Annotated in this window: 24 protein-coding genes and 1 pseudogene; 15 read left to right on the plus strand and 10 right to left on the minus strand. The window is 72.7% G+C overall.

Annotated features, from left to right (window positions below):
- Positions 1–147: 147 nt before the first annotated feature.
- From ACFWTE_RS04640 to ACFWTE_RS04655, 4 genes are all read left to right on the plus strand, one after another.
- A complete protein-coding gene (locus tag ACFWTE_RS04640; RefSeq protein ID WP_378777956.1) occupies positions 148–1,746 on the plus strand; it encodes an amidohydrolase family protein in 1,599 nt (532 codons plus the stop codon).
- Between the two features lie 73 nt (positions 1,747–1,819).
- Positions 1,820–2,761, plus strand: a complete 942-nt coding sequence (locus ACFWTE_RS04645) for a sugar kinase (protein WP_378777957.1) — start codon at positions 1,820–1,822, stop codon at positions 2,759–2,761.
- A 128-nt stretch (positions 2,762–2,889) separates the two neighbouring features.
- Positions 2,890–3,387 (plus strand): DUF2975 domain-containing protein, encoded by a 498-nt coding sequence (locus ACFWTE_RS04650; protein WP_378777958.1) that lies wholly within the window; start codon positions 2,890–2,892, stop codon positions 3,385–3,387.
- Positions 3,387–3,620 (plus strand): helix-turn-helix domain-containing protein, encoded by a 234-nt coding sequence (locus tag ACFWTE_RS04655; RefSeq protein ID WP_378777959.1) that lies wholly within the window; start codon positions 3,387–3,389, stop codon positions 3,618–3,620. Before ACFWTE_RS04650 ends, ACFWTE_RS04655 begins: the two co-directional genes overlap by 1 nt.
- A gap of 151 nt (positions 3,621–3,771) precedes the next feature.
- Here the strand turns inward: ACFWTE_RS04655 and ACFWTE_RS04660 are convergent, their stop codons facing one another.
- Positions 3,772–4,089 carry a hypothetical protein gene (locus ACFWTE_RS04660; protein WP_378777960.1) on the minus strand — a complete coding sequence of 106 codons (318 nt, stop codon included), beginning with the start codon at positions 4,087–4,089 and terminating at the stop codon, positions 3,772–3,774.
- 224 nt (positions 4,090–4,313) lie between these two features.
- Between ACFWTE_RS04660 and ACFWTE_RS04665 the strand changes: the two genes are divergently transcribed.
- Both ACFWTE_RS04665 and ACFWTE_RS04670 read left to right on the plus strand, forming a co-directional pair.
- Positions 4,314–4,604: a DUF6412 domain-containing protein gene (locus tag ACFWTE_RS04665; RefSeq protein ID WP_378777961.1), complete on the plus strand. Its 291-nt coding sequence runs from the start codon at positions 4,314–4,316 to the stop codon at positions 4,602–4,604.
- Positions 4,605–4,717: 113 nt separating this feature from the next.
- Positions 4,718–5,437 (plus strand): YidC/Oxa1 family membrane protein insertase, encoded by a 720-nt coding sequence (locus ACFWTE_RS04670; RefSeq protein ID WP_378777962.1) that lies wholly within the window; start codon positions 4,718–4,720, stop codon positions 5,435–5,437.
- A 46-nt stretch (positions 5,438–5,483) separates the two neighbouring features.
- Here the strand turns inward: ACFWTE_RS04670 and ACFWTE_RS04675 are convergent, their stop codons facing one another.
- Both ACFWTE_RS04675 and ACFWTE_RS04680 read right to left on the minus strand, forming a co-directional pair.
- On the minus strand, positions 5,484–6,101 hold the full coding sequence (locus ACFWTE_RS04675) for a superoxide dismutase family protein (RefSeq protein WP_378777963.1): 618 nt from the start codon (positions 6,099–6,101) through the stop codon (positions 5,484–5,486).
- A 64-nt stretch (positions 6,102–6,165) separates the two neighbouring features.
- Positions 6,166–6,306 (minus strand): DUF3291 domain-containing protein, encoded by a 141-nt coding sequence (locus ACFWTE_RS04680; protein ID WP_378777964.1) that lies wholly within the window; start codon positions 6,304–6,306, stop codon positions 6,166–6,168.
- A 35-nt stretch (positions 6,307–6,341) separates the two neighbouring features.
- On the opposite strand from ACFWTE_RS04680, the gene ACFWTE_RS04685 reads away from it, so the two are divergent.
- The 4 genes from ACFWTE_RS04685 to ACFWTE_RS04700 all read left to right on the plus strand — a co-directional run bounded on the left by ACFWTE_RS04685 (position 6,342) and on the right by ACFWTE_RS04700 (position 11,532).
- Positions 6,342–6,962 (plus strand): YigZ family protein, encoded by a 621-nt coding sequence (locus ACFWTE_RS04685; RefSeq protein WP_378777965.1) that lies wholly within the window; start codon positions 6,342–6,344, stop codon positions 6,960–6,962.
- 116 nt (positions 6,963–7,078) lie between these two features.
- The gene (locus ACFWTE_RS04690) at positions 7,079–8,641 is read left to right on the plus strand and encodes a hypothetical protein (RefSeq protein ID WP_378777966.1); all 1,563 of its coding nucleotides are present in this window, start codon (positions 7,079–7,081) and stop codon (positions 8,639–8,641) included.
- A gap of 219 nt (positions 8,642–8,860) precedes the next feature.
- Positions 8,861–11,098 (plus strand): fibronectin type III domain-containing protein, encoded by a 2,238-nt coding sequence (locus ACFWTE_RS04695; RefSeq protein ID WP_378777967.1) that lies wholly within the window; start codon positions 8,861–8,863, stop codon positions 11,096–11,098.
- Positions 11,095–11,532: a spore-associated protein gene (locus ACFWTE_RS04700; protein ID WP_378777968.1), complete on the plus strand. Its 438-nt coding sequence runs from the start codon at positions 11,095–11,097 to the stop codon at positions 11,530–11,532. Before ACFWTE_RS04695 ends, ACFWTE_RS04700 begins: the two co-directional genes overlap by 4 nt.
- Before the next feature lie 83 nt (positions 11,533–11,615).
- Here ACFWTE_RS04700 and ACFWTE_RS04705 read toward each other — a convergent pair whose 3' ends face one another.
- The 7 genes from ACFWTE_RS04705 to ACFWTE_RS04735 all read right to left on the minus strand — a co-directional run bounded on the left by ACFWTE_RS04705 (position 11,616) and on the right by ACFWTE_RS04735 (position 20,581).
- Positions 11,616–13,361, minus strand: coding sequence for a protein kinase (locus ACFWTE_RS04705; RefSeq protein WP_378777969.1), 1,746 nt, complete (start codon positions 13,359–13,361; stop codon positions 11,616–11,618).
- 48 nt (positions 13,362–13,409) lie between these two features.
- Positions 13,410–15,674, minus strand: a complete 2,265-nt coding sequence (locus tag ACFWTE_RS04710) for a transglutaminase-like domain-containing protein (protein WP_378777970.1) — start codon at positions 15,672–15,674, stop codon at positions 13,410–13,412.
- Positions 15,662–16,789 (minus strand): DUF58 domain-containing protein, encoded by a 1,128-nt coding sequence (locus tag ACFWTE_RS04715; protein WP_378777971.1) that lies wholly within the window; start codon positions 16,787–16,789, stop codon positions 15,662–15,664. The genes ACFWTE_RS04710 and ACFWTE_RS04715 overlap by 13 nt, the downstream gene beginning before the upstream one ends.
- Positions 16,789–17,802, minus strand: coding sequence for an AAA family ATPase (locus ACFWTE_RS04720; protein ID WP_378777973.1), 1,014 nt, complete (start codon positions 17,800–17,802; stop codon positions 16,789–16,791). The genes ACFWTE_RS04715 and ACFWTE_RS04720 overlap by 1 nt, the downstream gene beginning before the upstream one ends.
- Positions 17,803–17,996: 194 nt before the next feature.
- A complete protein-coding gene (locus ACFWTE_RS04725) occupies positions 17,997–18,332 on the minus strand; it encodes a hypothetical protein (RefSeq protein WP_378777974.1) in 336 nt (111 codons plus the stop codon).
- A 99-nt stretch (positions 18,333–18,431) separates the two neighbouring features.
- Entirely contained in the window at positions 18,432–19,985 is a 1,554-nt protein-coding gene (locus ACFWTE_RS04730) for an NlpC/P60 family protein (RefSeq protein WP_378777975.1), read from the minus strand.
- Positions 19,982–20,581, minus strand: coding sequence for a hypothetical protein (locus tag ACFWTE_RS04735; RefSeq protein WP_378777976.1), 600 nt, complete (start codon positions 20,579–20,581; stop codon positions 19,982–19,984). The genes ACFWTE_RS04730 and ACFWTE_RS04735 overlap by 4 nt, the downstream gene beginning before the upstream one ends.
- Positions 20,582–21,181: 600 nt before the next feature.
- On the opposite strand from ACFWTE_RS04735, the gene ACFWTE_RS04740 reads away from it, so the two are divergent.
- The 5 genes and pseudogenes from ACFWTE_RS04740 to ACFWTE_RS04760 all read left to right on the plus strand — a co-directional run.
- Positions 21,182–21,715, plus strand: a complete 534-nt coding sequence (locus ACFWTE_RS04740) for a hypothetical protein (RefSeq protein ID WP_378777978.1) — start codon at positions 21,182–21,184, stop codon at positions 21,713–21,715.
- A 16-nt stretch (positions 21,716–21,731) separates the two neighbouring features.
- Positions 21,732–22,067 (plus strand): hypothetical protein, encoded by a 336-nt coding sequence (locus ACFWTE_RS04745; protein WP_378777979.1) that lies wholly within the window; start codon positions 21,732–21,734, stop codon positions 22,065–22,067.
- A 2-nt stretch (positions 22,068–22,069) separates the two neighbouring features.
- Entirely contained in the window at positions 22,070–22,414 is a 345-nt protein-coding gene (locus tag ACFWTE_RS04750; RefSeq protein WP_378777980.1) for a hypothetical protein, read from the plus strand.
- Positions 22,415–22,447: 33 nt separating this feature from the next.
- A complete protein-coding gene (locus ACFWTE_RS04755) occupies positions 22,448–23,284 on the plus strand; it encodes a TrbC/VirB2 family protein (RefSeq protein WP_378777981.1) in 837 nt (278 codons plus the stop codon).
- Between the two features lie 55 nt (positions 23,285–23,339).
- Positions 23,340–24,153: pseudogene (locus ACFWTE_RS04760) on the plus strand (hypothetical protein); the annotation flags it as partial.

Raw genomic sequence — 24,153 nt, forward strand, 5'->3', positions numbered from 1 at the left:
GTGCTCGTACAGAATCGCAGCCGGTCGGGAGCATGTTTATTGGCAACAAAGTTACCAATTATCTTCGGCGCAGCGTATCTTGGGCCACACCGACCACCGCCCCGGTGTCGCGCCGGAACGGGACCCGGGGCACCGAACGGAGGAACAGTGCAGCCTGAGACGGTACTCACCGGCGGACGGGTCATCGACGGTACCGGGGGTCCGTCCCGGAGCGCGGACCTGGTCCTGCGCGGCGGGCGCGTCAGCGCCGTCGTCCCGCCCGGAGGAGCCCGCGGTGCCGGGAAGACGGTGGACGTGACCGGGCTCGCCGTCGCCCCGGGGTTCATCGACATGCACTCCCACTCGGACCTGGCCGTCCTCGCCGACCCCGGGCACGAGGCCAAGACCCTCCAGGGCGTCACCCTGGAGGTCCTGGGCCAGGACGGCCTCGGCTACGCCCCCGTCACCGACGGCACCGCCGACGAGCTCCGCGCCCAGCTCGCCGGATGGAACGGCACTCCCGACCTCGACCACTCCTGGCGCACCGTCGGCGAGTACCTCGACCGCGTCGACGCCGGGGCCCCCGTCAACGCCGCCTACCTCGTCCCCCAGGGCAACGTGCGCATGGCCGTGCTCGGCGGCGAGGACCGCCCGCCCACCCCCGCCGAACTCGACCGCATGCGCGCGATCGTCGCCCAGGGCATGGCGGACGGCGCGCACGGCCTCTCCAGCGGGCTCACGTACACCCCCGGCATGTACGCCACCGACGACGAGATCGTCGCCCTGCTCGCCCCGGTCCGGGCGGCCGGCGGCTACTACTGCCCCCACCACCGCAACTACGGTTCGAGGGTCGTGGAGTCCTACCAGGAGTGCCTCGACGTCGCCCGCCGCGCGGGCGTCGCCCTCCACCTCGCGCACTGCCACGTCAACTTCCCGCTGAACCGGGGGCGCGCCCCCGAGGTCCTCGCCGCCATCGACGAGGCCACCGGCCGCCACGGACTCGACGTCACCCTGGACAGCTATCCCTACCGGGCCAGTGCCACCTACCTCGGCGCACCGCTGCCCAGTTGGGTGCAGACCGGCGGCACCGCCGCCACCCTGGACCGCCTGCGCGACGCGCCGACCCGGGCGCGTGTCCTGCACGAGATCGAGGTGGAGGGCACCGACGGGAACCACGGCGTCCCCATGGACTGGGACGCCATCGTCATCACCGGCGTCGCCGACCCCTCCCTGTCGTGGGCGGTCGGCTCGTCCGTCGCCGACCTCGCCGAGAAGCGCGGCGAGCACCCCGGGGACCTCTACATGGACCTGCTCGTCGCCGACGAACTGCGGAGCGGCTGCCTGCTCCAGGTCGGTAACGAGGAGAACATCCGCACCATCATGCGCCACGGCGCACACACCGCGGGGAGCGACGGCATCCTCGTCGGCGCCAAACCGCACCCGCGCGGCTGGGGCACGTTCCCCCGCTACCTCGGCCACTACGCGCGCGAACTCGGAATCCTCACCCTGGAGGAGTGCGTCCACCACCTCACCTCGCGGCCCGCCCGCAGGCTGGGGCTCGCCGACCGGGGGGTCGTCCGGCCCGGGGCGGTCGCCGACCTGGTCGTGTTCGACCCCGACACCGTGGCCGCCCGCGCCACCTACGAGGAGCCCCGCCGGTCACCGGAGGGCGTCCACCACGTCCTGGTCTCCGGGGAGTTCACGGTGAGGGACGGGCACCGCACCGACCGCCTGCCTGGCAGGTCCGTTCGGAGGAACCGGGGGTGAGCGCGCACACTGGAGGGGTGCCGTCGGGCACGGCGCCGGCCGGAGGCCCGGCGGAACGGAAGGGGACTCGGGAGTGACGACGAGCGGGATCGACGCGGTCTGCGTCGGCGAGACCATGGCCGTGCTCACCTCGCCCGAGGCGCTCGCGGCCGGCACCCGCCTCCAGGTGGGCACCGGGGGTGCCGAGTCCAACGTGGCCGTCGCCCTGTCCCGCCTCGGGCACGCGTCGGCCTGGGTGAGCAGGGTCGGTGACGACCCCTTCGGCCGGATCGTCACCGACGCCGTGGCCAGGTGGGGTGTGGACGTGCGCGGCGTCGTCGTGGACCCCGGGCGCCCCACCGGCCTGTACGTGAAGGACACGGCTCCCGGCGGCGCGGGGGTCCTGTACTACCGCGCGGGGTCGGCGGCGTCCGCGCTGTCGGCCGCGGACGCCGACCGGGTGTGGTCGCGGGGCGCGCGGATCGTGCACCTGTCCGGTATCACCCCGGCGCTGTCCGCCCGCGCGTCGGCCCTGGTCGAGCACCTACTGGACCGGAGGACCGGCAACGGGGCGCTGCGCTCCTTCGACGTCAACCACCGGCCCGCGCTGTGGGCGCCGAAAGCGGCCGCACCGGTGCTGCTCGACCTCGCCCGGCGCGCCGACGTGGTGTTCGTGGGGCGGGACGAGGCCGAGCGGCTGTGGGGCACACCGACCGCCGAGGACGTGCGTGCGGTGCTGCCGGAGGTCCGGATGCTCGTCGTCAAGGACGCCGAGCACGGCGCGACCTGTTTCGAGGGCACCGGGGCCGTGTTCGCCCCGGCCCCCGAGGTCGAGGTGGTGGAGGCGGTCGGCGCGGGCGACGCGTTCGCCGCCGGGTTCCTGTCGGGGCTGCTCGACGGGCTACCCGTGGAGCGGCGCCTGCGGCTCGGGCACGCGGTCGCCGGCGCGGTCCTGCGCTCTCCCAGGGACACCCTGGAGGTCCTGCCCGACGGCGTCGCCGGGATCCGCGGGCCGGGCGCCGCGGCGGGGGGGTAGGACGCTCCCCCTGGACGGTCGCGGACGCGGGACAGCCCTGTCGGCGGGGGCACAGCTCCTCCCGCCTGGTCCTCTCCCTGACGACGCGATCTATTGACTTTCGATAGAAAACCATTGATTATCGATACATGCACAGGTACTTCACCCACCTCCTCCGCGCCGGCGTCGCCATGGCCATCCTGGTGGGGCTCTTCGGTCAGTTCGCGGTCATCCCGGGGGTGGCGGCCGACGAGGTCGCGCTCTTCCCTCCCTACGCGCCGTTCGCGGTGCCCTACGTGACAGTGGCGATCATCGGCGTCGCCTGCGTCCAGGTCGCCCTCCTCGCGGTGTGGATGCTGCTGGCCATGGTCCAGCGCGACGCGATGTTCACCGAGAGGGCCTTTCTCTGGGTGGACGTCGTCATCGGGTCCACCGTCGTGGCGACGCTGCTCACCGCCGGGGTGACCGTGCACCTGTTCGTGTGGGACATCCCCTCGCCGGGCGACGGCATGGACGTGCTCGGCGCGCTGGGGGCGGCGTTCGTGACCACTTGCGCGGGAGGGGCCTTCGCGATGCTGCTCGTCCTCATGCGCGGCCTCCTGCGCAAGGCGACGGACCTGCAGACCGAGATCTCCGAGGTGGTCTGATGGCGATCGTCGTCGAACTGGACCTTCTGCTCGTCCGACGCAACATGTCGGTAGGGGAGTTCGCCGAGGCCGTCGGGATCACGCCCGCGAACGTCGCCGTCCTGAAGAACGGCCGCGCCAAGGCGGTCCGCTTCACCACCCTCGACGCGATCTGCCGCGTGCTGGACTGCCAACCCGGTGACGTCCTGCGCTGGGTGCCCGACGACGACAGGCAGGCCGCCGGCCGGGGATAGCCGGTCCTTTCCGCCCGTCGGTCCCGTCCTGGTGCCGAAGGCGGCCCCGCGGCGGCCGGGCGGGCACGGGGCCCGGCCGCCACGGGGCCCGGCCGCCACGGGGCCCGGCCGCCACGGGCGGGCCCCGTGCGACGGGCGCGGTGCGGCGGACTCAGCCGATGACGATGGCCCCGGCCAGGACCGGGTCGCCGAAGCTCACGGTGCCGTGCCCCGAGGCCAGGGCGCGGCTGCCCTGGCAGCTCGTGCCGGAGAAGAGCGCGAACTTGACCTTGGCCTCCGTCGAGACCTCGGTGACGCCGCCCTGCCCGGTCTTGAGGGCGCGGCAGCCGCCGTTCTCCACGGTCTGCTGGTAACCCGACTCGAAGGTGATCCGGACCGGGGACGCCTGGTCCTCTCTGCTCGACAGCCCGGCGATCGCTCCGGCGATGGTGGCGGACATGGTGGCGAGGTTCGCAGGGCGGATCGGCACGGGACTCCCCTTTTCAGCCGGGTTCGCACGGGCACGACGGCGCCTGGCGAGTGCGGAGATGGTTACTCTGTGTCATTTAGCTACAGGGCCACGCGAAAGGTGAGGAGCCCCGGCGGAGTGTCGGCGGATTTCTCCTGACCGCAACGGGCGTTGTCCGACCGAAGCACCACGGATAGGATGCGTGTCGACCCGCAAACGCGGAGAAAGCCAGGGAGGAGGGCGGCATGGGCCTCCTTCTCGCGTTCTTCGAGTTCCTCATGCTGGGCTTCGTGCCCTCCGAGCTGCTGCCCGCGCCCGGGTCCCTGGCACTGCTGGTCGCCGCCGTCGGCGCGGCCATAGCCCTGTTCGTCCTCCACGGCGCCGCGCTCTGGCCCGTCGGTGACACCGCCACGGGCGACGCGCACGCGATGCGCCGCAGGTCGGCGCGCCTGCCCGTGCTCACGCTCCGGGACCCCGACGCGGCCGGGCGGCCCCGTCCGAGGGCTCCCGGCGCGGCCCTTCCGGCCGCTCGCTGACCGTTACGGCACACCCGTACGACGACCGTTCCACGCGTGTGCACGCGCCCCCTGCGGCGCGGTCCGAGCGGCCTGACGTCTGTCTCCCACCCCAGACGAAGGGCCGACCCACCTTGTACAGCCTCGGGCCGATCGCGGCCGCCATGACCCTGCTCTCGGCGATCCTCGCCACGTTCACCACCCTGCTCACACCGCTCACCGGGGCTCTGGCCACCGGGCTCGCGGTGGTGGCACTGACCGTCGTCGTCCGCCTCCTGCTCGTCCCGCTGGGGGTGATGCAGGTCCGCGCGGAGAAGACGCGGGCGCGTATCGCGCCGCGCCTGGCGGAGATCACCGCGAAGCACCGGGACAACCCCGAGAAACTCGTCACCGAGCAGCGCAGGGTGTACAGCGAGGAGGGCACCTCCCCGCTCGCGGGCTGTCTGCCCGCCCTCGCCCAGATGCCCGTGGTCGTGGCCCTGTACGGGGTGTTCATCGGTGCGGGGGGAGCGGACGACCCGATGCTGGCGCACACGTTCGGCGGCGTCGAGCTGGGCGCGACGATGGCGGCGAGTGCCGACGGGGTCCTGGTGGCCCCGGTGTTCGCGGTGCTGATCGGCCTGATCGCGCTCGTGGCGTGGGCGAACCGCCGCTACCTGATGCTCCCCGTGATGCGGGCGAACGCGGCGGCCAACCCCGGTATGCCGCAGCTCACCGGGCCGCTGACCTACATGCAGTACACGACCGTCGTGATCGCCGCGTTCGTTCCGCTCGCCGCGGCCCTCTACCTGCTGACCTCCACGGGGTGGGCGCTGGGCGAGCGCCTCCTGCTGCGCCGCCTGCTCCCGGACTGACCGGCCGCCCGCGCGCCCCGTACGCCGTGTTCTGCCGCGGTGCGGGTCAGAACTCGACCGTGACGCAGGCGAGGCGGTCCCCGGCGGTGCCCGCCTCGCCGTGCTCCGTCATGGTGTGCTGCTCGTGCAGCACGAGGGACTGGGCCTCGCCCTCGCGGAACTCCCAGTCGACGGTGGCCGAGGCCTGGGCGCTGCCGCCCTCGTCCGTGGTGAAGTCGAGCCAGACCTCGTTCTCGGGGTTGGCGTACGCGGGGTCGGACGAGGGCTCGTCCTCGGACGCGGCCGGGTCGGGGTCGTTCTGGTAGTGGGGGCCGGCGTCCTCCGGCTCGGCCCCGCAGGGCTCGGTGTGCACGTGGGCGCCGAAGTCGCGGTCGGCCTCCAGACTGGTGCCGGTGAACTGCACGTACGTCGCCCCGTCCTGGACGCGGACCTGTACGTCGGAGGTCGCCCCCTCGGGCACGGCGGTCTCGTCGTAGGTGACGGCCCCCACGCCCTCGGCAGGCGTCATGAAGATGGAGGCGGTCACGCTGGGGGACGCGGTCGGCTGGGAGACCGGCGGGGCCGAGGACGCCGAACCGTCGCTGGTCTCCTGGTCTGCCTGCGCGCACCCGGTGGCGAGGAACGCGGTCAGGGCCAAGCCGACGGTGAGCGGTGACGTGCGCATGGCGGAACTCCCGGTGTGTTCTCGACGGTCGTCCGCAACATTACCCAAGGTGATGAATGGATAACTAGTCGTGCGGAACGTGAGGTGTCGGGGGTGGGAAGGCCGTCCTGAGTGTGAAGGCCGCGGGGGAGGGGCCGTTTTCGCGCAACAGGTCGAGACGCCTTCCGGCCTCCTCGACAGTGGGGATCGTAGCGGGATGGGACACTGGTCTGCGACCACGACCCCTGCCGAACAGGCGACATGCGAACGATCAGACGCGGCGGCGAGCACGAGCTGGAGATCAAGAGGTCCAGGTTCGTCTGCGCCCTGGCCAGGGTGGACGGCGAGGACGCCGCCCGCGCCTTCATCGCCGAGCGGCGCAAGGAGCACTGGAACGCCTCCCACAACTGCACCGCGTACGTCCTCGGGGACGACGGCGGCGTCCAGCGCTCCAGTGACGACGGCGAACCCGCGGGAACCGCGGGCGTGCCCATGCTGGAGGTGCTCAGGCACCGGCGGCTGACCGACACCGTGGCCGTGGTCACCCGCTACTTCGGCGGGACCAAGCTCGGCGCCGGAGGGCTGATCCGGGCCTACGGCAACGCCGTCTCCGCCGCCGTGGACGAGATGGGGGTCCTGGAACGGCGGCGCCTCCTCGTCGTGGACGTGTTCGCCGACTACGTGCTCGGCGGGCGCCTGGAGAGCGACCTGCGGGACTCGTCGCTGACCGTGCGCGGGGTGGCCTACGAGGACCGGGTCCGCATCGAGGTCGCACTGCCCGAGACCGACCTGGAAGGTTTCGGTCTCCGCCTGGCCGAGCTCACCGGGGGGAGGGCGGAGTTCGAGGTGAGGGGCGTCACGATCGTCGAGGTCGAGCCCTGATCCCACCGGGCGCCACGTTCACGTGGCTGTAACGGTGGTGGTCCATCTGTATCGGCGGACCACGGCGCGGCTTAGGATTTGCCGTAAACGTCATCGTTCGTGGGGAGAAAACGTCCATGCGCAGCTCACGGGTGCCCCAGGCCCTCACCTGCGGCCTCGCGGCGCTGCTGGTCGCCGGGTGCACCGGCGATCCGGAGCCTCCCGCGCCCTCTCCGGAGGCGGAACCCGCCCCGGTCCCGACCTCGTTCGGAGGCGAGGCACCGCCCGGTGTCGAGGGCGAGGTCCTTCGGTACCTGCACGGTGACTCCGCCGGCACCCACGACATCCTCGACGACCCCCTCGGCGTGCGGATCAGCCCGGTCGGGGACGCCTTCCTGGTCAGCTCCGGCGGCGAGGACCGCCACCTCCTGCACGACGCGGCGACCGGAGACACCCTCTGGGAGGGCGAGGCGCGCTTCCGCGGCTTCGACTCCGGCTCCGACGGCGCCAGGGTCCTGTCGATGGCGGACCCCGACGGCGCCCCGTTCGTCCTGGACTCCCGCGGCGAGCCGGTGTGGGAGCCCGAGGAGGAGGGCGACGCCTACCTCGACGGGCTGGGGGTGCGGCGTCCCGGCGGGTGGAGCGCGGAGGAGCCCCACGGGGAGTTCACGCTGCTCGACGCCGACGGTGGGGAGCTGTGGTCCTACGACTTCGCCGCGCCCGAGGAACCCGAGGAACCCGAGGAGGCCGAGGGGTCCGAGGCCCCCGACGACCCCTCCGGGGACGGTGACGACCCGGACTCCGACGACGACGCCGGGGAACCGGCGCTGGGCGTGCCCGTGGCAGCCCGGAACGACCTGGTCCTGCTGGCGTCCGGCGGCGCCTCCCTGCACGCACGCTCCGTCGGGGCCGACACGGCGGGCGAGGAGCTGTGGACGGTCGACGGCGAGGACGGGGAACTGGGCCTGGACACCTCCGGCCTCGTCCTCCCGCCCCAGGTGATGGGCTTCTACCCGCTGCCCGACCCGGAGGGGGGCGACGGGGGCGGGGGAGCCGACGCCACGGACGGTGCGACGGACGGGACCGACGCGACGGACGAGGAGACCGAAGCCGACGGCGGTGCGGACGACGCGGTCATGCTGCTGCGGTGGGCCCAGCCCGAAGCGCCCTCCACGCTCTCCGCCCACGACCCCGAAACCGGCGACCTGCTGTGGACCCTGGAAGAACCGGGCACCAACCCGGCCGCAGGGGCGTTCGACCCGGCCGGGACCGTCGGCAACCTGTACGACGCCGCCACCGGAACCCTCTTGCTGCCCCAGGCGAGCGGGGAGGCCACCACGGTCGCCGTCGACCTCGCCGAGGGAGAGGTCCTCTGGGGACTGGAGCAGGAGGACGGGTCGATCTCCCCGGCCTTCGCCTTCGACGGGCTCGTCTACGGCGACTCCCGCGGCAACACCGGCGCGGACGAACAGCTGGTGCTCGACGCGGTCACCATGGACGTGGTCGGCGACGACCTCTCGGCGTACGTGGAGGGGATCACCGACAGCGGGTACGCCATCCTCGTCCACGACCGGCAGCGCTTCGTGTACGGTCCGACGCCGGAGGACGCGCCCGGGGAGGACCCCTCCGCGACGCCGACGGACGGGCCCGGGGGCGAGCCGGACACCGACCCGGCGGAGTCCCCCGGCGACGGGGGTTGACCGGGCCCGGGTCCGGGCCGCGCGTTCGGAAGGGGACTCCGGTCGCGGTGCCTTACAAAGCACCACAAAACAACATTGACTGTGCTATCGGTGCACTGGTAGACATTCTGTGCCTTCATCCTCTCCCCGGCCCCTGATCCGCGCCGAATCCCCCGTCGACGCAGATCCGGTGTCCGCCGGCCGGCGGGATGGTGAGCCACTCGCAAACGGGAGCCAAGCATGGTGGACCCCTCCTCCGACTCCGCGGCACACGCACCGCCGGCTCCTCGCCCCGCCCCCCTGCGGCGCTGGGCGCGGGCGGTCGGTGAGCGCACGCGCTCCCACGCCTCGGGTATCACCGTCTCGCTCCTCGCGGCGGCCGTCGTCAGCTCCGTCCTCGGGACCGGGGCCGTCGGGCGCGCCGACGAGATGTCCGACGGCACCGTCTGGCTGTGGACCAGCCCCGTCGGCGAGGCCGTCCGGGTCAACGGGAACAACGCCGCGGTCGACCTCGTGGCCTCCCTGCCCGAAGCCGCCGGCGTGGACGTCCAGGTCGTCCAGAACGACGAGTACCTGCTGCTCTACGACCCCGCCACCGGCAAGGTGACCTCGGTCGACCTCCGACGCATGGGGTTCTCCGGCGTGCTCGAACTCGGGAGCGACGGCGACTTCGGCCTCGTCCTGGGGGAGGACACCGCGGCGGTGATCGACCGCGCCACGGGTGAGATCAAGGCGGTCGACCCGGCCACCCTCCAACCCACCGGGGCCACGCTCAACGTTCCGGCGCCCCTGACCGGTGGCGCGTTCGACGAGTCCGACACCCTCTGGCTCGGCGTGCCCACGCAGGGCACGGCCGTCGGCGTGCGGATCCAGGACGAGGACGCCGCCATCACCGAGACGCTGGCGGTGGCCGAGCCCGGAACCGACATCGCCATGACGGTCCTCGACGACGGCGCTCTCGTGACCGACCCCGGGGGCCGGCGCGTGGTGGCCGTGCGCGGTGACGGCGACCCCGTGGTCACGGACGCGCCCGTGGCGCTGGAGGGGGCCGAGATGCCCACCCGCACCCACGGCGACGTCGTCGCGGTGACCCTGCCCGGGGACGGCGAGGTCGTCACCGTCACCGACCCGGCCGGGTCCGCCGAGATGGGGCACTTCTCCGTGGGCGACGGTGGCGGCACGGCGACCGCCTACGAGGGCCGGGTCTACGTGCCGTTCCCCGACGAGGGGACGGTCCGCGTCTTCGACGCGCAGGGCGCCGAGCTCAACCCCGTCTCCCTGCCCGGGGCCGAGGGCCCCCTTGACCTGGAGGTACGGGAGGGGCACCTGTACATCAACTCCCCCCACACCGGTGTGGCCGCCATCGTCGACCCGGACGGCGGGGCCACCGTCGTCGACAAGGCCGACCCGCCTCCCGGCCCGGGTGACGCGGACGGCGGCGCTCCCGCGCCGCAGCCGCTGCCGGGCGGGAACGTCGAGGAGCAGCCGGAGACCGAGGGCAGTGTCCCCGACCCGGGTGCGGAGGCCCCGGAGCCCGGGGGCGACGCGGACACGCCCGGGGAGCCGTCCGCGCCCGCCTCGGAGCCCACCCCCGCGGGGGCGGGCGATCGGGACCCCGCCCCGGACGAACCCGACGCGGGGGAGGCGCCCGGCGCGCCCACGCCCGTGTCCGTCACCGCCGGGGACGGCTCCGCGTTCCTGAGCTGGCCGGAGGCCTACTCGCCGGACGCGCCCGTGGACGAGTACCAGATCACCTGGGCGGGAGGCAGGGTCACCGTCGGCGGAGACGAGCTGGACACCGAGGTGACCGGCCTCACCAACGGCTCCACCTACCGGTTCATGGTCCGCGCGGTGAACTCCCACGGCACCGGGCCGGCCGGGCAGACCTCCGAGATCGTGCCCGGCCCGCAGGCCCCGGACGCCCCCGCCGGCGTGACGGCCACGGCGTCGGGCAGCGGCACGGCCACCGTCTCCTGGGACGCGGTCGAGGGTGCCAACGACTACCTGGTCGCCACCAGGTCCGACTCCGGCGACAACCCCAGCGACCGCACCTCGGGGCAGACGTCCGTGGACGTCGCGGGGCTGTCGCCCGGCGAGACCTACACGTTCACCGTCACCGCCCGCACGGAGGGCATGGTGAGCGGGGAGTCGACCGACAGCGACCCGCTCACCATGCCCGAGGTGCAGTTGGGCGCGCCGTCGGGCGTCTCGCACGCGGTCTCCGGGAACAACGTCACCGTGACCTGGTCCCAGGTCGACGGCGCGGCGGAGTACACGGTCACGCCGCACGGCGACGGGGGGCTCGGCGCCGTGACGGTGACCGGCTCCTCCGCCGGGGGCGGGCAGCTCTCCCACACCCTCGGGCGCGGGGCGACGGGACGCTGCTACTCCTTCACCGTGGTCGCCGTGGGAGCGGACGGGACCGCCGCCGACTCCGGTACCAGTAGCCAGTCCAGGTGCGAACAGGAGTTCAGATGACCCCCCGCTGGAAACGGCTCCGGAGGACCTGGGCGGGCGCTGCCGTCGTGGCCGCCGCCGTCCTGGTGATGTCCTCGGCCACCGCCGCCCAGGGCGCCGACCCCGAGGCGCTGTGCAACGCGTCCAGACCCGGGGGCGCGCTGCAGTACACCAACGACGCCGAGGGATGGCCCAAGCCCCTCCCGAACGGGCAGGGCAACGTCTACCTCTACTACGAGAGCGCGACCGGGCACAACTGCGCCGTGACCGTCAGCAGCGGCGGCTACGCGGACATCGGTATCCGCCGCACGGACGGTGCGGGCGGCGCGCAGTGGCTGACCGGCTCCGGGAGCGCCGGGCCGGTCTACGTCCAGGCGGAGGAGGCCTGCGTCGACGTGTCGGGGGCCGCCGGTGACCGATCGGCCACCTGGTCCGGCGTCAACTGCGGAGGCTGACCGGACCCAGTCCGGGGTTCGGGTCGCGGTGCGCCGGACTGCCGGACCGCCGGACGGGGCACCCGCCCTCCCGGGCGGTTCCCTCACCCCGTACCGCGCTCCGTGCACGCCTCCTCCGAGGGGGCGACCTCGTCCGCGCTCAGAACGGCGATGACGACGAAGCAGTACTCCCCGGCGGCGTCGAGGCCGGTCACCCGCGCCTCCGCCGTGCCCGGCCCCACCTCGGTGAGCGCGGCGTAGGTGTCGCCCGCAGGGCCGCCCACCACGTGGTGGGGCGCGCCCTCCCCGGCGTTGTCCTTCCACGTGAGGACCACGGTCTCGCCGGAGTCCTCCATCTCGACGTCCGTGGGGGCCGCCTCCCGGGAGACGGCGGCGTGCGGGGCCGAGGAGGGGTCGGCCGGAGCGGACCCGGCGCCTGCCGGGTCCTCCGCGGGCTCCGTGAGTCCGACCGACGCCAGGAGTTCGGCGACCGGGCCCGGGTACACGAACGCCACCAGCCCCAGGGCGATGACGGCGATCGCCGTCGCGGACACGACCACCTGGACGAGGCGCAGCCGCCGCGACCGCGGTTCCCCGGCCTCGCGGGTGCCCGGCGGGGGCGGGAGTCCGCGGTCCGGTGCCGACCGGTGCGGGACCGGCCGGTGCGGAGCGTGACCGGCCGGGGCCGCGTACGGGGTGCCCGCACCGAACGCCGGGGCGGGCGGGGGCGCGGGGGCGTTCCGGGGCGGTTCCCACTCCACCAGCCCCCGCCAGGGGTCCGCGTCGTGGCCCGGGGGCGGGGCGGGCGCGGCGTGCGGAGTTCCGGCGGGCTCCGACGCGGGGGAGGACGGCCCGGGGGCGTCCGCCGTCGGTGCCCCCGAGTGTTCCGGTGCGGCCTCGGGAACAGCGGGTGCGGCGGGAGCGCTCGGTGTCGGGACCGGCGTGGACGTCGGGACCGCGTCCGGCACGTCCGGGGCCTCGACGTGTACCGGGGTTCCGGCGGCGGTCGTCTCCGCCTCTCCGCGGGCAGCCGCGGCCAGGGCCGCGGCGAAGCCCTCCGCGTCGGCGAAGCGGTTTTCGGGACCAGCGTCGAGCGCCCGGGCGATGGCCGCGACCAGTGGGGCGGGCAGACCGGCACGCGGCGGCCCCGGCGCCTGGCCGCCGAGCACGCGCTCCCGGTAGCCGAAGGGGTCGGCGGCGGCCTCCGCGCCCTCGCCGAACGGGGGGCTTCCCGCCAGCAGCTCCCACAGGGTGGCGGCCAGGCGGTAGACGTCGGAGGCGGCGGTCGGCGGCTCGCCCCGCACCACCTCCGGCGGGGTGTGGAGCAGCGCGTCGGTGCGCGGCCCGACCGGCGGCGGGAGCGCACCGTCGGGCAGCACCGCGCCCGCGTCCGCGAGGACCGCCCCCTCCTCACCGGCCAGCACGTTGGAGGGCTCCACGGCGTGGTGGAGCAGGCCCAGGGCGTGCACGCCCGCCAGGGCGGCGGCCACGTCCAGGCCGACGCGTACGACCTCGTCCACAGGCAGCGGGTGGCGGTCCCGCAGGATCCGGCCGTAGTCCCCGCCACCGTGGTACCCCATGGCCACGAACGGGCGCCCCGACGTGGTCGAGCCGTGGTCGACGACCCGCACCACCCCCGGCACACCGGACACCCGGCGCAGGCGCTCGGACTCGGCCCCGCCGTCCGGGCCGCGCAGGACCTTGACGGCGACAGGTTCCCCGCCCGCGTCCGGGACGGCCCGGTAGACGGTCGAGGCGGTGCCGCGGTGCAGCACCTCCAGGGAGTGGAACCCCGGGACGAGGCTGCCGCCGCCGGCCCCCGTGCTGTTCCCGGAACCCGTGCTACTCATGGAACGCCCCTTCCCCGCCGTGCGGCGGGCGACGGTCGGAGGAGGACGTCACGGCGCCCGCCAGAACAGGGGACGGGGATCGAACCACCAGGCCAGCCTCCTGCCGCGGCCGAGCGTGCGCCGCAGCGCGCGGGACTGGCGGCGGACCCCGTCGGTGATGTGCGCGGCCTCCGTCTCGGAGAGCCCGGAGCCGGGGGCGAAGCCGACCCGGTTGACAGCCCCGCCGAGGCGCCGCAGGTCGACCCGCGCCCACTCCCGCCCCTCCTCGGGCAGGAGGTCCTGGACGAGCGCCACGGTGTCGCCGACGGTGTGCCCCGGCTGCGGCGCGCTCGCGCACTGGCGCAGGTGGTCGCGCAGTTCCCGCCACGCGCCCAGCACGCGCCGGTCGGGGGAACCGGGCCGCAGCCGCCACCGGCTCCGCGCCAGCCGCAGCGCCGGCACGGCGCACACGGCGGCGAGCAGCGCGCCCCCGGCGGACAGGAAGGGCCACAGGGGCGCCGCCTCGCGGTCCCCCTCCGGCGGGGTGCCGGGGTCGGCGTCGTCCTCCAGGCTGTTCGCGTCGTCCGACTCCTCGGGGGCCTCCGCCTCGGCGGCGCCGGAGGAGGACTCCTCTGCCTCGTCCTCCCCCTCCTCCCCGGGCGTGACGGAGAAGGGGACCCACCCCACACCGTTGAAGTACACCTCGCCCCACGCCAGAGCGTCGCCGGTCAGCACCGTGCGCACGCCGTCCCCCCCGTCGGTGCCGGAGCCGAACCCCACGACGACGCGGCTCGGCAGGCCCGCCGCGCGGGCGAGCATGGCGAAGGCGCTCGCGAACTGCTCGGAGGTCCCTCCGCCGCCCTCCTGCCCCGGCGGGGCCAGCATGCCCGCCACGTTGGCGTAACCGTGGCCCCCGGGGGTCTCCGCCGAGAAGTAGTGGGACTCCCGCAGGTACTCCGAGAGCAGGACGGCCCGCTCGTACGGCGACCCCTGGCCGGCGACGGCGGCCGCCACGTCGTTCAGGACCGTCGGCGCCCCCGGGGGGAGCTCGCGGTAGCGGTCGAAGACCGTGTCGGCCGGAACGGACGCCTCCGCGAGTTCGGCCGCCCTCCAGTCCGCCACGTCACCGGTGACCTCGTAGCGCGCGCCCGCGATGCCGCCGTCCGCGCTCACCACCGTCCCCGAGACCGCGTCGTAGCCCAGGGGTTGGAGTCCGACCCGGCGCGGAACCCCCACGACCGGCGCCCAGCCGCCCGGCAGGTCGTCGCCGACGGAGATCTCCGCCCGGACACCGGTCGCGTGCGGCGGTGGCGGCACGGGATCGGGAAGCACCTCTCCGGCCGCGCGGTAGCCGCCCTCGGGCAGCCAGGTGGTCCCGGTGAAGTCCGCGAGGGCGACCCACCGCAGGTCGACCGGTTCCTCGGACCGGACCGTGAGCAGCGGCTCGTCCGGCTCGGCGGCCCAGGCCGACAGGTAGCCGAGCGGGTTGAGGGCCGCCTCCGGCGCGAGGGGAGGCCGCACGGCCTCGCGCGGGTCGCCCGGATCCACCTCCCAGGAGGCGAGCAGGACGGGACCGCCGAACACGGTGGCGGTGGCCGCCAGCGCCGCCGCGAGCACGGTCGTCAGGACCCGTCCGAGCCGCCCGGGCGGGTGCGCCTCCGGGGCGTCGACCTCGATCCGCAGGTCCTCGGGCCCCGTGCGCCCCCGCGCGGCCGACCGGTCGTCGGAGGACGCCGCCATGAGCAGGATCGCGGCGACCGCGACCAGGCCGATGGAGGGGAACCCCGGCGGGGCCACGGGGCCGTTGAGGACGACGGCGCCGACGAGTGCGAGGAGACCGGGGAGGACGGCCAGGGCGGGCCGGTTTCCCTGCCAGAGCAGTACCGACGCGACACCGGTGATCCAGGTGGCCAGGAGTGGCAGCGTCAGGGTGTCCACGCTCAGGGGTGTGGGCGCCGCGCTGGTCAGGATGCGGGCTCCGGAGTGGAGGAGGGCCTCCACCGTCCCTTCCAGCACGCCCGTCCCCTGGCCGGGCAGTCGGACCGCGCACACCACCACGCCCGCCAGTGGCAGGGGCAGCCCGACGAGGATCCCGGCGAGCGGAGCCAGTCGGGCTCGGGCCGCCAGGGTCACGGCGACGGAGAGCAGGGCGCACAGAGGCAGCACCGCGTAGACGGGTCCCGGTTCGGCGTAGCCGGGCGCGAGGGCGACGCCCCCCGCCGCGGCGGCCATGACCAGGCCGGCGGCGGCCAGGAGGGCGCGGAGGAGTGCGCCCGGCCCCCTCCCGGGGGCGGGCGCGGTCTCCGGGGGGCGCGGCGGGGTCAGCGTGGCCATGACGTCTCGTTCCAGCGTTCGACGAACCCCGCCGCGTCGCCGGCGGTGAGCAGGGTGACCGACGCGGGGGCGCTCGGCCGGCCCTCCGCGCCGACGGTCACCGCGACCAGGGCCGAGTAGTGGTGTCCGAGCTCGCCGAACGACCGCAGCTCGGTGGTGGTGAGCGCACCGCTCACCAGGACGGCCGTGTCCCCGGCGGGCCGGGTCCGGGCCAGGCGGAAGGCCTGCGGGAGGTCGGCGTCCGGGGCTGGCCGCGCCTCCGACAGCAGGTCGAGCAGCGGGGGCAGTCCCCCGGTGCTGTCGCGCCCCCGGCCGCTCACCAGGCTCATCTCGCAGTGCAGCGACGCCCGCACACCGGTCGCGAGCACCGAGGCGGCAGCGCTCGCCACCCCGTCCAGGCGCTCCTCTCCCCCGGCCGTGGGCCGGTCGTCGACGATGACGTGGAGGCGGGGCTGGGAGGTGTCGATGTACTCCCGCACGACGAGCTTGTCCAGCCGCGCGGAGCTGCGCCAGTGGACCAGCCGCAGGTCGTCGCCGGGCACGTAGTCGCGCAGCGAGTGGAAGGTCTGTGCACCCGCCGGGGCGCCGTCGGCCGTGCCCTCCGGGTCGGCCACCCGGCCGACCGGGACGGTGCGCAGGCGCTCCCACCGGGGATGGACCCACACCTGGTCGGTGCCGCCGAACTCCCGGTACACCGCCGCGAGCCCCAGCGGGTCCGCGCGTCCGGCCCGGAGGGGGCCCAGGGAAACCACTCCGCGCCGGGTCGCCCTGACCCGGTACTCGGACTCGCCCGCGGCGCGCGCGCCCAGGGGCGGCAGCCGGACCGGCCGTTCGCCCCCGTGGCCGCGCACGGGCTCGACCACGCGGACGGAGCGCCGGCCGGAGTTGCGCATCTCCAGGCGGACGCGCAGGGTGGACCCCGGAGAGGTGCGGGGGGAGGGGAGCGAGCGCCGGACCGCGACGGCGGCGGGACGCCCCACGACGAGCGACGCCACGGCGACCGCGGTCACGGCCACGCCGCCGAGCAGCGCCAGCTCCTGGTATTGGGACACGACGCCCACCGCGAGGAGGACGAGGCCCGCCCCGACGACGAGCCATCCCCGGACGGTCGGCATCAGCGGCCCGCCGGGTCCCCGGCCGTTTGCGGGGACGGCGCGGGGGTCTCGCGGAGGATCTCCTCCAGGACGTCGGTCCCGGTACGGCCCCCGACCGAGGCCTCGGGGGACAGCACCAGGCGGTGGGCCCATACCGGCTGGGCCAGAAGCTTGACGTCCTCGGGCTCCACGAAGGGGCGGCCCGAGACGAGCGCGAGCATGCGGGCCGTCCTCGCCATGGCCACCGTCGACCTGGTCGACAGGCCCACGCTCAGCTCCCGGTGGTCGCGTGTGGCGTGGGCGACGCGGAGCACGTACTCGTAGACGGAGTCGTGGACGAACACCCGCCGGGCGTCGCTCCGCATGGCGGCCATCCGCTCGGCGTCGACGGTCGGCTTCAGGTCCTCGGGCGTGGTGAGCCGGTCGCCCCTGATGATGGCGAGTTCGGACGCCGGATCGGCGTAACCGAGGGTGAGGCGGACCAGGAACCGGTCCAGCTGGGCCTCGGGGAGCCGGTACGTGCCCGACATCTCCACGGGGTTCTGCGTCGCCACGACGAGGAAGGGGGAGGGGACGCCGTGCTGGACCCCGTCGACGGTGACCGCCCGCTCCTCCATGACCTCCAACAGGGCCGACTGGGTCTTGGGCGAGGCCCGGTTGATCTCGTCGGCGATGACGACGTTGGCGAACACGGGGCCGGGGCGGAACTCGAACTCGCGGGTCCCCTGGTTGAAGATCGTGACGCCGCTGATGTCGGAGGGCAGGAGGTCCGGGGTGAACTGGATGCGCCGCCAGTCGCCGTTCGCGCTCGCGGCGATGGCGCGGGCCAGGGTGGTCTTGCCGGTGCCGGGTACGTCCTCCAGCAGGATGTGGCCCTGGGTGAGCATCGCGACCAGCGCGAGGCGTACGACATCGGACTTGCCCAGGACCGCTGCCTCGACGGAGGCGGCGATGCCGTCGAACTCATCGGCGCGGATGACCGCGTCGTCGGAGGACAGGGGGGAGTCCGAGGGGGGGAAGACGTGGGTGTTCATGGAGAGGGCGTCTTTCCGCGTGAAGTGCTGGAGGTGGAGCGCCACCGCCGTTCCCGGCGGCGGGGAGGCGTGTCAGCGGGAGAACCCGGGGCAGGCGGTCACCAGCGTGAAGATAGCGCGATCGAGGCGAAAGCGCACGAGTCGGTAGTGACGGGACGGACCGCCCCCGAGGGAGCGGCCCGGGGGCGACGGCGTCACGAGGGTAAGGCCTGCGCACCCTTGACGGTCTTCCTCAACCCCAGGCTCGGGGTGCCCATCCCGTAGGCCTGGGACGCGCTGACGGCACCTGCGGCGATCGCGGCGATCGCGCCCAGCATCCCGGTGGGATTGCTGGCCGCAGCCGACAGGACGGCCGCGCCGGCGCCCACGGCCAGGCCGCCGAAGGCCATGAGGCCCTTGGCACCGGCTTTCGCACCCAACTTGAGACCGCCCAGGAACGCCCCCTTGGCGAGGCCCTTCCAACCGCCTCTCGCGGTGAGCCAGGCCCCACCCCGGGTGGCGGCTGCGGTGCCCGCCCTCTGTGCGAGCAAACGAACGCCGTGACCTGCTGCGATGCCGACAGCGGCCAAAATCGGAAAGGCCATGTGAATCATCCTCTCGATCGGATCATGGAACACGGGGACGGGCCGTCACGCCGCGAAGCTGTCCTCATCGCCGGAGGAGTCGGGGCTGATCCGGACCGCTCCCACGAAGACGGACTGGTAGTGACCGCTTTCGATCGATACCTCGATGATGTGCTTACCCGGAGCCGGAGCATGGATCATCTGCCCTCCACCGCTGTACATACCGACATGCGACGGGAAGGGCGATCCGCCGGGGTAATGGAAGAAGACGAAGTCTCCCGGCTGCAACACCGAGACGTCGAGCGTGTCCCCCTGGTCCCGGTTCAGCACTGCATGGGCCGTTGCCGCCACGTAGCCGTTGTCCGGGTCGGGCGCACCGTAACCGGGTCCGGGCTCACCCATGTTCCACTGGGAATCGGTCACCCTGGGGATCTTCACCCCTGCGGAGTCCCACGCAGCCAGGAGAAGGCCGGAGCAGTCGTATCCGCTGGGACCCACCCCGCCCCAGACATAAGGGGTCCCGATCTTGTCCCTCACGAACTCCACCACGGTGCGGTGCCTCTCCCCGACGCCGCCCAGGAAGGCGGCCTGCGTCGCGCCGCCGCCCCGCTCCTCGCAGTCCCGGCCCTGACCCGAGGCCGAGGAGACCTGTTGGAGTGAGGGTGACTGCGGAGCGATGCCGGAGTCGCGGTAGTAGTCGTGCACCTCCAGTACCTGCGCGACGTACCACGGGGCGGGATTGTGCTTGTAGATCGTGCACTCGGTCGGGGTCATGTCCCCTTGCCCCGGGCAGACGGAGCCCGATCCGTTCTTCTCGGCCTCTTTCTTGTAGTAGGCGAGCCGGAACGCTCCAGAGGTGATGTTGTCCTGCGGGTCCCACACGTTGACTTCCCCGTCACCGTTTCCGTCGACGCCGAAGTAGGGGACGACCGTCCCGGGATATTTCGAATCCGGACCCATACCCGGATTGGGATCCCCCAGCCTGTACGCGGGGCGGTTCGAGACAGCCTCACTCGGTTCTCCGCCCCACGCGTTCGACGCGGCGCCAACCCTGTCACGGGGTGGTCGTTCGTCGTTCGGGCCGTTGAGAGGGTCGAGTACTCCGAACTGGACGATTCCGGCCGCACCGTAGGGGTTGCGTTCCCCTGGTTCCAGGCCGGTGGGCCAGGCGGGGTCCCCGGACCTGTACTGGCTGTTCTGGGTCTCGATCGCGCCGACCGCCGCGACGATCTCCCAAGAGATGCCATAGGTCTCAGCGGCGGTGAGGTGCATCCGCAGGATGTTCTCTGGAATGTCCACCCGGACGGACTTGTTTGGAGGGGCGCCATTCTCTCCGTGTGAGCTGATCGTGATCGTCGTGGCCGAGGACGACGAGGACGCCTGGACGATACCGGACGACGAGGTCGCCGAGTCGGCCCCGCTCGCGGTGGTGCCGGTGGTCGGGCCGCACATGGTGGCGGCGTAGGCGATGCCCCCCATGACCGCGAGCGCCGTGACGCCGCCCCCGACCCGTGCGGTCGCGTTGCCCCGGTCGCCGTCGCGTCCGGACCGGGGGAGGAAATCGCGTACTCGTAGCCAGCTACCCGCCGTGGCGGCGGAGACGGTGCGAATGCCGCTCATGCGCCTTCACCGTCGTTTCCGATGGACGCGTCCTGGAAGGCGTAGACGGCCCAGCTGTCGTCTTCGGGAACCATGGTGACCGCGTAGGCGAGGGGCTCGGACGCTTCGTCCTCTCCCGAGTCGCTCAGGGTCCGCACCTCCACCTCGAAGATGATGGCTGCGGTGCCGACGTTGCGAATCCCCGTGACAACAGCTGACGCGCTGGTCCGCTGCGGGTCCCGGGAGGTCCCGCTGTTCGGGGTGGTGAGGATGAGGTTCTCCACGGTGCCGAAGAACTCCTCGGCGATCAACGGGGAGAGACGGGCGAGCCGATCCTCGCTGTTCTCGTCGGGGTCGATCTCGCTGTAGGCCTCGATGAAGCCCCGAGCGATCTCCGCGCCGGACCGGATCTCCGCCTCCGAGTACGGCATCAGCGACATCACGTCCCCGACGGCCTCGCCCCCGCCGGACTCGACGGACGCGTCCGTCGGGGGCGCGGCCTCCTCGTCCGGGTCGGACAGGATCTGCTGGGCCAGGACGACCAGGGCGACGACCAGGGCGGCGAGGATCCCGAACACGATCGTCTTCTCCCGCGAACCGCCGGAGAAGTCGCTCATGACGGACACGCTGTTCTGATCATGGGTACCCACCAGACGTGAGGGCGGACAGATTCACCCATGCGTACAGGGGGAGATGCGAGAATGCAATGGGATTAGGACAACAAGAGCATCACGAAGAGTGATATCCGATAACGTTTCGGTTGACGGCCCGCTGGTTTCCTCTCGGAAAGAACGGGGGATGCCTGCGGTGGTCGCCTGTCGGATGGTCATTGATCAAGGCTTGTCACGCAGCAGAGTGGGTCGGCTCTTCTGCGTTTGTGAAAACAGATCGCCTTTATTCACTTTCCAGTGTTTCCCATCCTCGGCTGATCACGCAAAGTAGTGGGGATGAAAACGATCACTTGATCGGATTCGGGTCGGTGCGGTATATATAGCCTGCTGTTCGGCCCCCGAACCCGGTTCGACGGCGCCACCGCATTCTCGCGACCGCCGCGACACTTCCCACGGTGCGGAGAGGCACGGGGCCTTCCGAGGGCGGGTGACCGCCCTCCGGACTCCCCCGGATTCCAGCCCTGCGCGGCATGACGACAGCCGCGCCGGGAGTGCCGACCCCGGCAGGGGAGGCGGTGCCTTCACGACACGGACGAGGGGACCCACATGAGGAGGCGACAGACCGGCGGTACCGATCAGGGCGAACCGGCGGACCCGCCTCTGCCCGACTGGGCCAGGGAGATGGTCGTGCTCGGCTGCCACGGCGGAGCGGGCACCACCACGCTGCGAGTGCTGCTGAACACCCCCTGGGACCTTGGCGCCTACTCGTCCGACAGGGGCGGGATCGGCGCCTTCGGACGCCCCCTGGTCCTCGCCTCGCGGAACAGCGTCGCCTCGACCGCCCGCGCAGCGGAGGTCATCAACGTCCTTGAGGGCGACGGCCTCCGGCCCGCGGTTCTGGTGGTCGTGGCGGACGGAGCCGGGCCCGAGCCCGCGGAGTCCGCGGCGCGTCTGGGCCTGGTGCGCGACCGCGTCGGCCTCCTCGTCCGCTTCCCGTTCGTCCCGGCCCTGCGCTACGTGGACGCCGTCGACGCGGACCGGGTGAAACTTCCGACGAGGGCGCGACGGGCCCTGGACCAGATCAGGAACGCGTGCCACACGGCGGCGAGCGAGACCCTGGCGCGACAGGCCTCAGGGTAAGGAGAACTGGAAACGCATGGACGTTCTGAACGCCACCAACGACCTGGTCACGCACATGGCCGCCGTTCCGATGGACGGCGCCTTCGGTTGGAGCACCAACCCGGACCTGCCCGCCTTCGAGGACGGGCACGATCCGATCCAGCAGGTGTTCAACTGGGGCCAGGGCATCATCGTCGTGATCGGCATCATCGGGATCCTCTTCGCCGCCGGCAAGATGGCCATCGGCAAGTTCGGCCGCTCCGACCTCGCCGCCGACGGTGTCGGCGGACTGGTGTGGACCGTCATGGGCATCTCCCTGATGCTCGTCGCCATCCCGATCATCCGGGCCGTCGCCAACGTCGCGGGCGGCTGACGGTGGCGCCGGAACTCCTGCCGCCCCTCGCGGAGGCGGTGCACCTGGCCGCGGCCCTGCCCGCCGAGGTGACCTGGGACGTCCGGCCCCGGATGCCGGACTGGGGGGTCGGGGGAACGCAGGATCCCGACGGGGACCCCGTCGGTCGGCTCCTCAACATCGCGCAGGGCGTCGTCGTCGTGATCGGGGTCATCGGCATCCTGTACGCGGCGGCCAAGATGGCGATCGGCAAGCTGGGCCGATCCGAGGTGGCCGCCGACGGTGTCGGCGGAGTGGTGTGGACCGTCATGGGCGTCTCGCTGATGCTGGTCGCCGTTCCCGTGGTCACCACGCTCATCGGGTCGTGAACCGGATCGTGAGAGGTCGGGGGGAAGAGCGGAATGGCGTATGAGCTGATCCCCGCTGACGCGGCGCGGACCCCGCTGGCGATGGCGCAGTTCCAGCAGTCGGGGAACGAGGTGCTGGGCTACGTCGCCTGGGTCGGGGCCGTCATCGGCGTCCTCGCGCTCATCATCATCGGCGGGCGCATGATCCACGCCAACTTCACCGGGGACCCCTGGATCGCCGCGCGCGGTATGGCCGAACTCCCCTGGGTGGTCCTCGGGGTCGTCCTGCTGATCGCGTCCGGCTCCCTCGCCGGGATGCTGCTCCAGGGCTCCCACCACGAGACGGAGAACGACCTCGGGTCCCTCATCGCGGGGGTCGCGGCCGAGCAGAACGAGATCGAACAGGATGCCGCCGGCTGCGAGGGGGCCCTCCGGGACCCCGACTCCCAAGAGTTCCTCTGCCCCGACGACGACGGGTGGGAGCGGCTCTCCCACACCGTGCCGCTGACCGGCCCCGACGACGAGCGCTGCACGTACGACGGCAAAGAGGACTGCTACGAGTACTGCTTCGTCTCCGGATTCCACGAGGGCAACACCTACACGCGTTCCCCCTGTACCCCGGGCCAGGACGACATGGACCTCCTGAACGGCGACAACTGGATCTGGGCCAGGTACCACTGCGCCAACCTCCCCTCAAGCCTGTGGAACCAAAGCGATTCGTGTCCCGACAACCCTGTCGACCACTTCGACGACGTTCCGAGTGAATACGCACGAGCAGGGCGCGGGGAACCCGCGATGCACAAGTACTACATCTGCACGGAATTCCCCGAATGGGCGGAAGGGAACAAGCGCGAGGACCAAGTCGGGGACGACTACTGCAACGTCGGATAGTACGGCCTTCCATAAGAGGGGGCGCGGTCGAATTCTGAACCAGGGGGGTGAGTAAATGGAGAACGAGGCGACGGCGAGCTGGATCACGGAGAGCCTTCAGGGCCTCATCGAGCGGATGTTCGGCCTGCTCATCACCAGCGGCAGCGGGGCGCCCCTCCAACAGGAGTACGGCAGCAACCGGATCGTCGTCGAAGAGGGCGTGCTGCAACTCCAGAACGTCTTCAACCCGCTGATCCTCTTCCTGGCCACGCTGGGCATCCTGGTGGCGGCCATACGCCTGCTCTGGACCCGTCGGCTCGATCCCATGATGGACCTGGTCCGAGGCCTCCTCACGGTCATCATCACCACGTTCGCCGGACTCTTCTTCGTCTACGTCCTGTCGGGCTTCAGCAGCGCGCTGACCCAGATGATCCTGGACACCGGGACGTATTCGGCGCCCTACGAGAACAGCAACGGTTCGCGGCAGGTCAGTTTCCTCGTCGCGGCACAGGAGGTCTACCCGAGCATCATGCGGGTGGGCGCCGGTGACAACGACCTGGGGATTGCCGAGGGCCCCGCGCGCGAGGCCGTCACCTATCTGATCAGCCTCGCGGTGATCCTCGGCCTCATCGCGCAGATGATCGTCCTGGCGATGATCAAGTCGATCGTCTACCTGCTCTCCTGCCTGCTGCCGCTGGCCGCGGCGAGTTCCCTGGTTCCCGGCCTGAAGATCTTCCCGAAGGTCATCGGCTGGCTCTTCGCCTGCCTCCTGTACAAGCCGCTCCTGCTGTTGGTCTACCTGTCCGGCCTCGTCCTCATCGCGACCACCGACACCGATGACGAGGGCGGCCTGTCCAGGTACCTCCTCGGGGCGGCGGTCATGCTCATGG

The organism is Nocardiopsis sp. NPDC058631, assembly GCF_042716955.1.
Taxonomy (GTDB): Bacteria; Actinomycetota; Actinomycetes; order Streptosporangiales; family Streptosporangiaceae; genus Nocardiopsis.

Coding starts and splice junctions, on each gene's coding strand:
- ACFWTE_RS04650 (WP_378777958.1), top strand. CDS start 2,890: ATGCACAGGTACTTCACCCACCTCCTCCGCGCCGGCGTCGCCATGGCC.
- ACFWTE_RS04655 (WP_378777959.1), top strand. CDS start 3,387: ATGGCGATCGTCGTCGAACTGGACCTTCTGCTCGTCCGACGCAACATG.
- ACFWTE_RS04665 (WP_378777961.1), top strand. CDS start 4,314: ATGGGCCTCCTTCTCGCGTTCTTCGAGTTCCTCATGCTGGGCTTCGTG.
- ACFWTE_RS04675 (WP_378777963.1), bottom strand. CDS start 6,101: ATGCGCACGTCACCGCTCACCGTCGGCTTGGCCCTGACCGCGTTCCTC.
- ACFWTE_RS04685 (WP_378777965.1), top strand. CDS start 6,342: ATGCGAACGATCAGACGCGGCGGCGAGCACGAGCTGGAGATCAAGAGG.
- ACFWTE_RS04690 (WP_378777966.1), top strand. CDS start 7,079: ATGCGCAGCTCACGGGTGCCCCAGGCCCTCACCTGCGGCCTCGCGGCG.
- ACFWTE_RS04695 (WP_378777967.1), top strand. CDS start 8,861: ATGGTGGACCCCTCCTCCGACTCCGCGGCACACGCACCGCCGGCTCCT.
- ACFWTE_RS04700 (WP_378777968.1), top strand. CDS start 11,095: ATGACCCCCCGCTGGAAACGGCTCCGGAGGACCTGGGCGGGCGCTGCC.
- ACFWTE_RS04705 (WP_378777969.1), bottom strand. CDS start 13,361: ATGAGTAGCACGGGTTCCGGGAACAGCACGGGGGCCGGCGGCGGCAGC.
- ACFWTE_RS04710 (WP_378777970.1), bottom strand. CDS start 15,674: ATGGCCACGCTGACCCCGCCGCGCCCCCCGGAGACCGCGCCCGCCCCC.
- ACFWTE_RS04715 (WP_378777971.1), bottom strand. CDS start 16,789: ATGCCGACCGTCCGGGGATGGCTCGTCGTCGGGGCGGGCCTCGTCCTC.
- ACFWTE_RS04720 (WP_378777973.1), bottom strand. CDS start 17,802: ATGAACACCCACGTCTTCCCCCCCTCGGACTCCCCCCTGTCCTCCGAC.
- ACFWTE_RS04730 (WP_378777975.1), bottom strand. CDS start 19,985: ATGAGCGGCATTCGCACCGTCTCCGCCGCCACGGCGGGTAGCTGGCTA.
- ACFWTE_RS04735 (WP_378777976.1), bottom strand. CDS start 20,581: ATGAGCGACTTCTCCGGCGGTTCGCGGGAGAAGACGATCGTGTTCGGG.
- ACFWTE_RS04740 (WP_378777978.1), top strand. CDS start 21,182: ATGAGGAGGCGACAGACCGGCGGTACCGATCAGGGCGAACCGGCGGAC.
- ACFWTE_RS04745 (WP_378777979.1), top strand. CDS start 21,732: ATGGACGTTCTGAACGCCACCAACGACCTGGTCACGCACATGGCCGCC.
- ACFWTE_RS04755 (WP_378777981.1), top strand. CDS start 22,448: ATGGCGTATGAGCTGATCCCCGCTGACGCGGCGCGGACCCCGCTGGCG.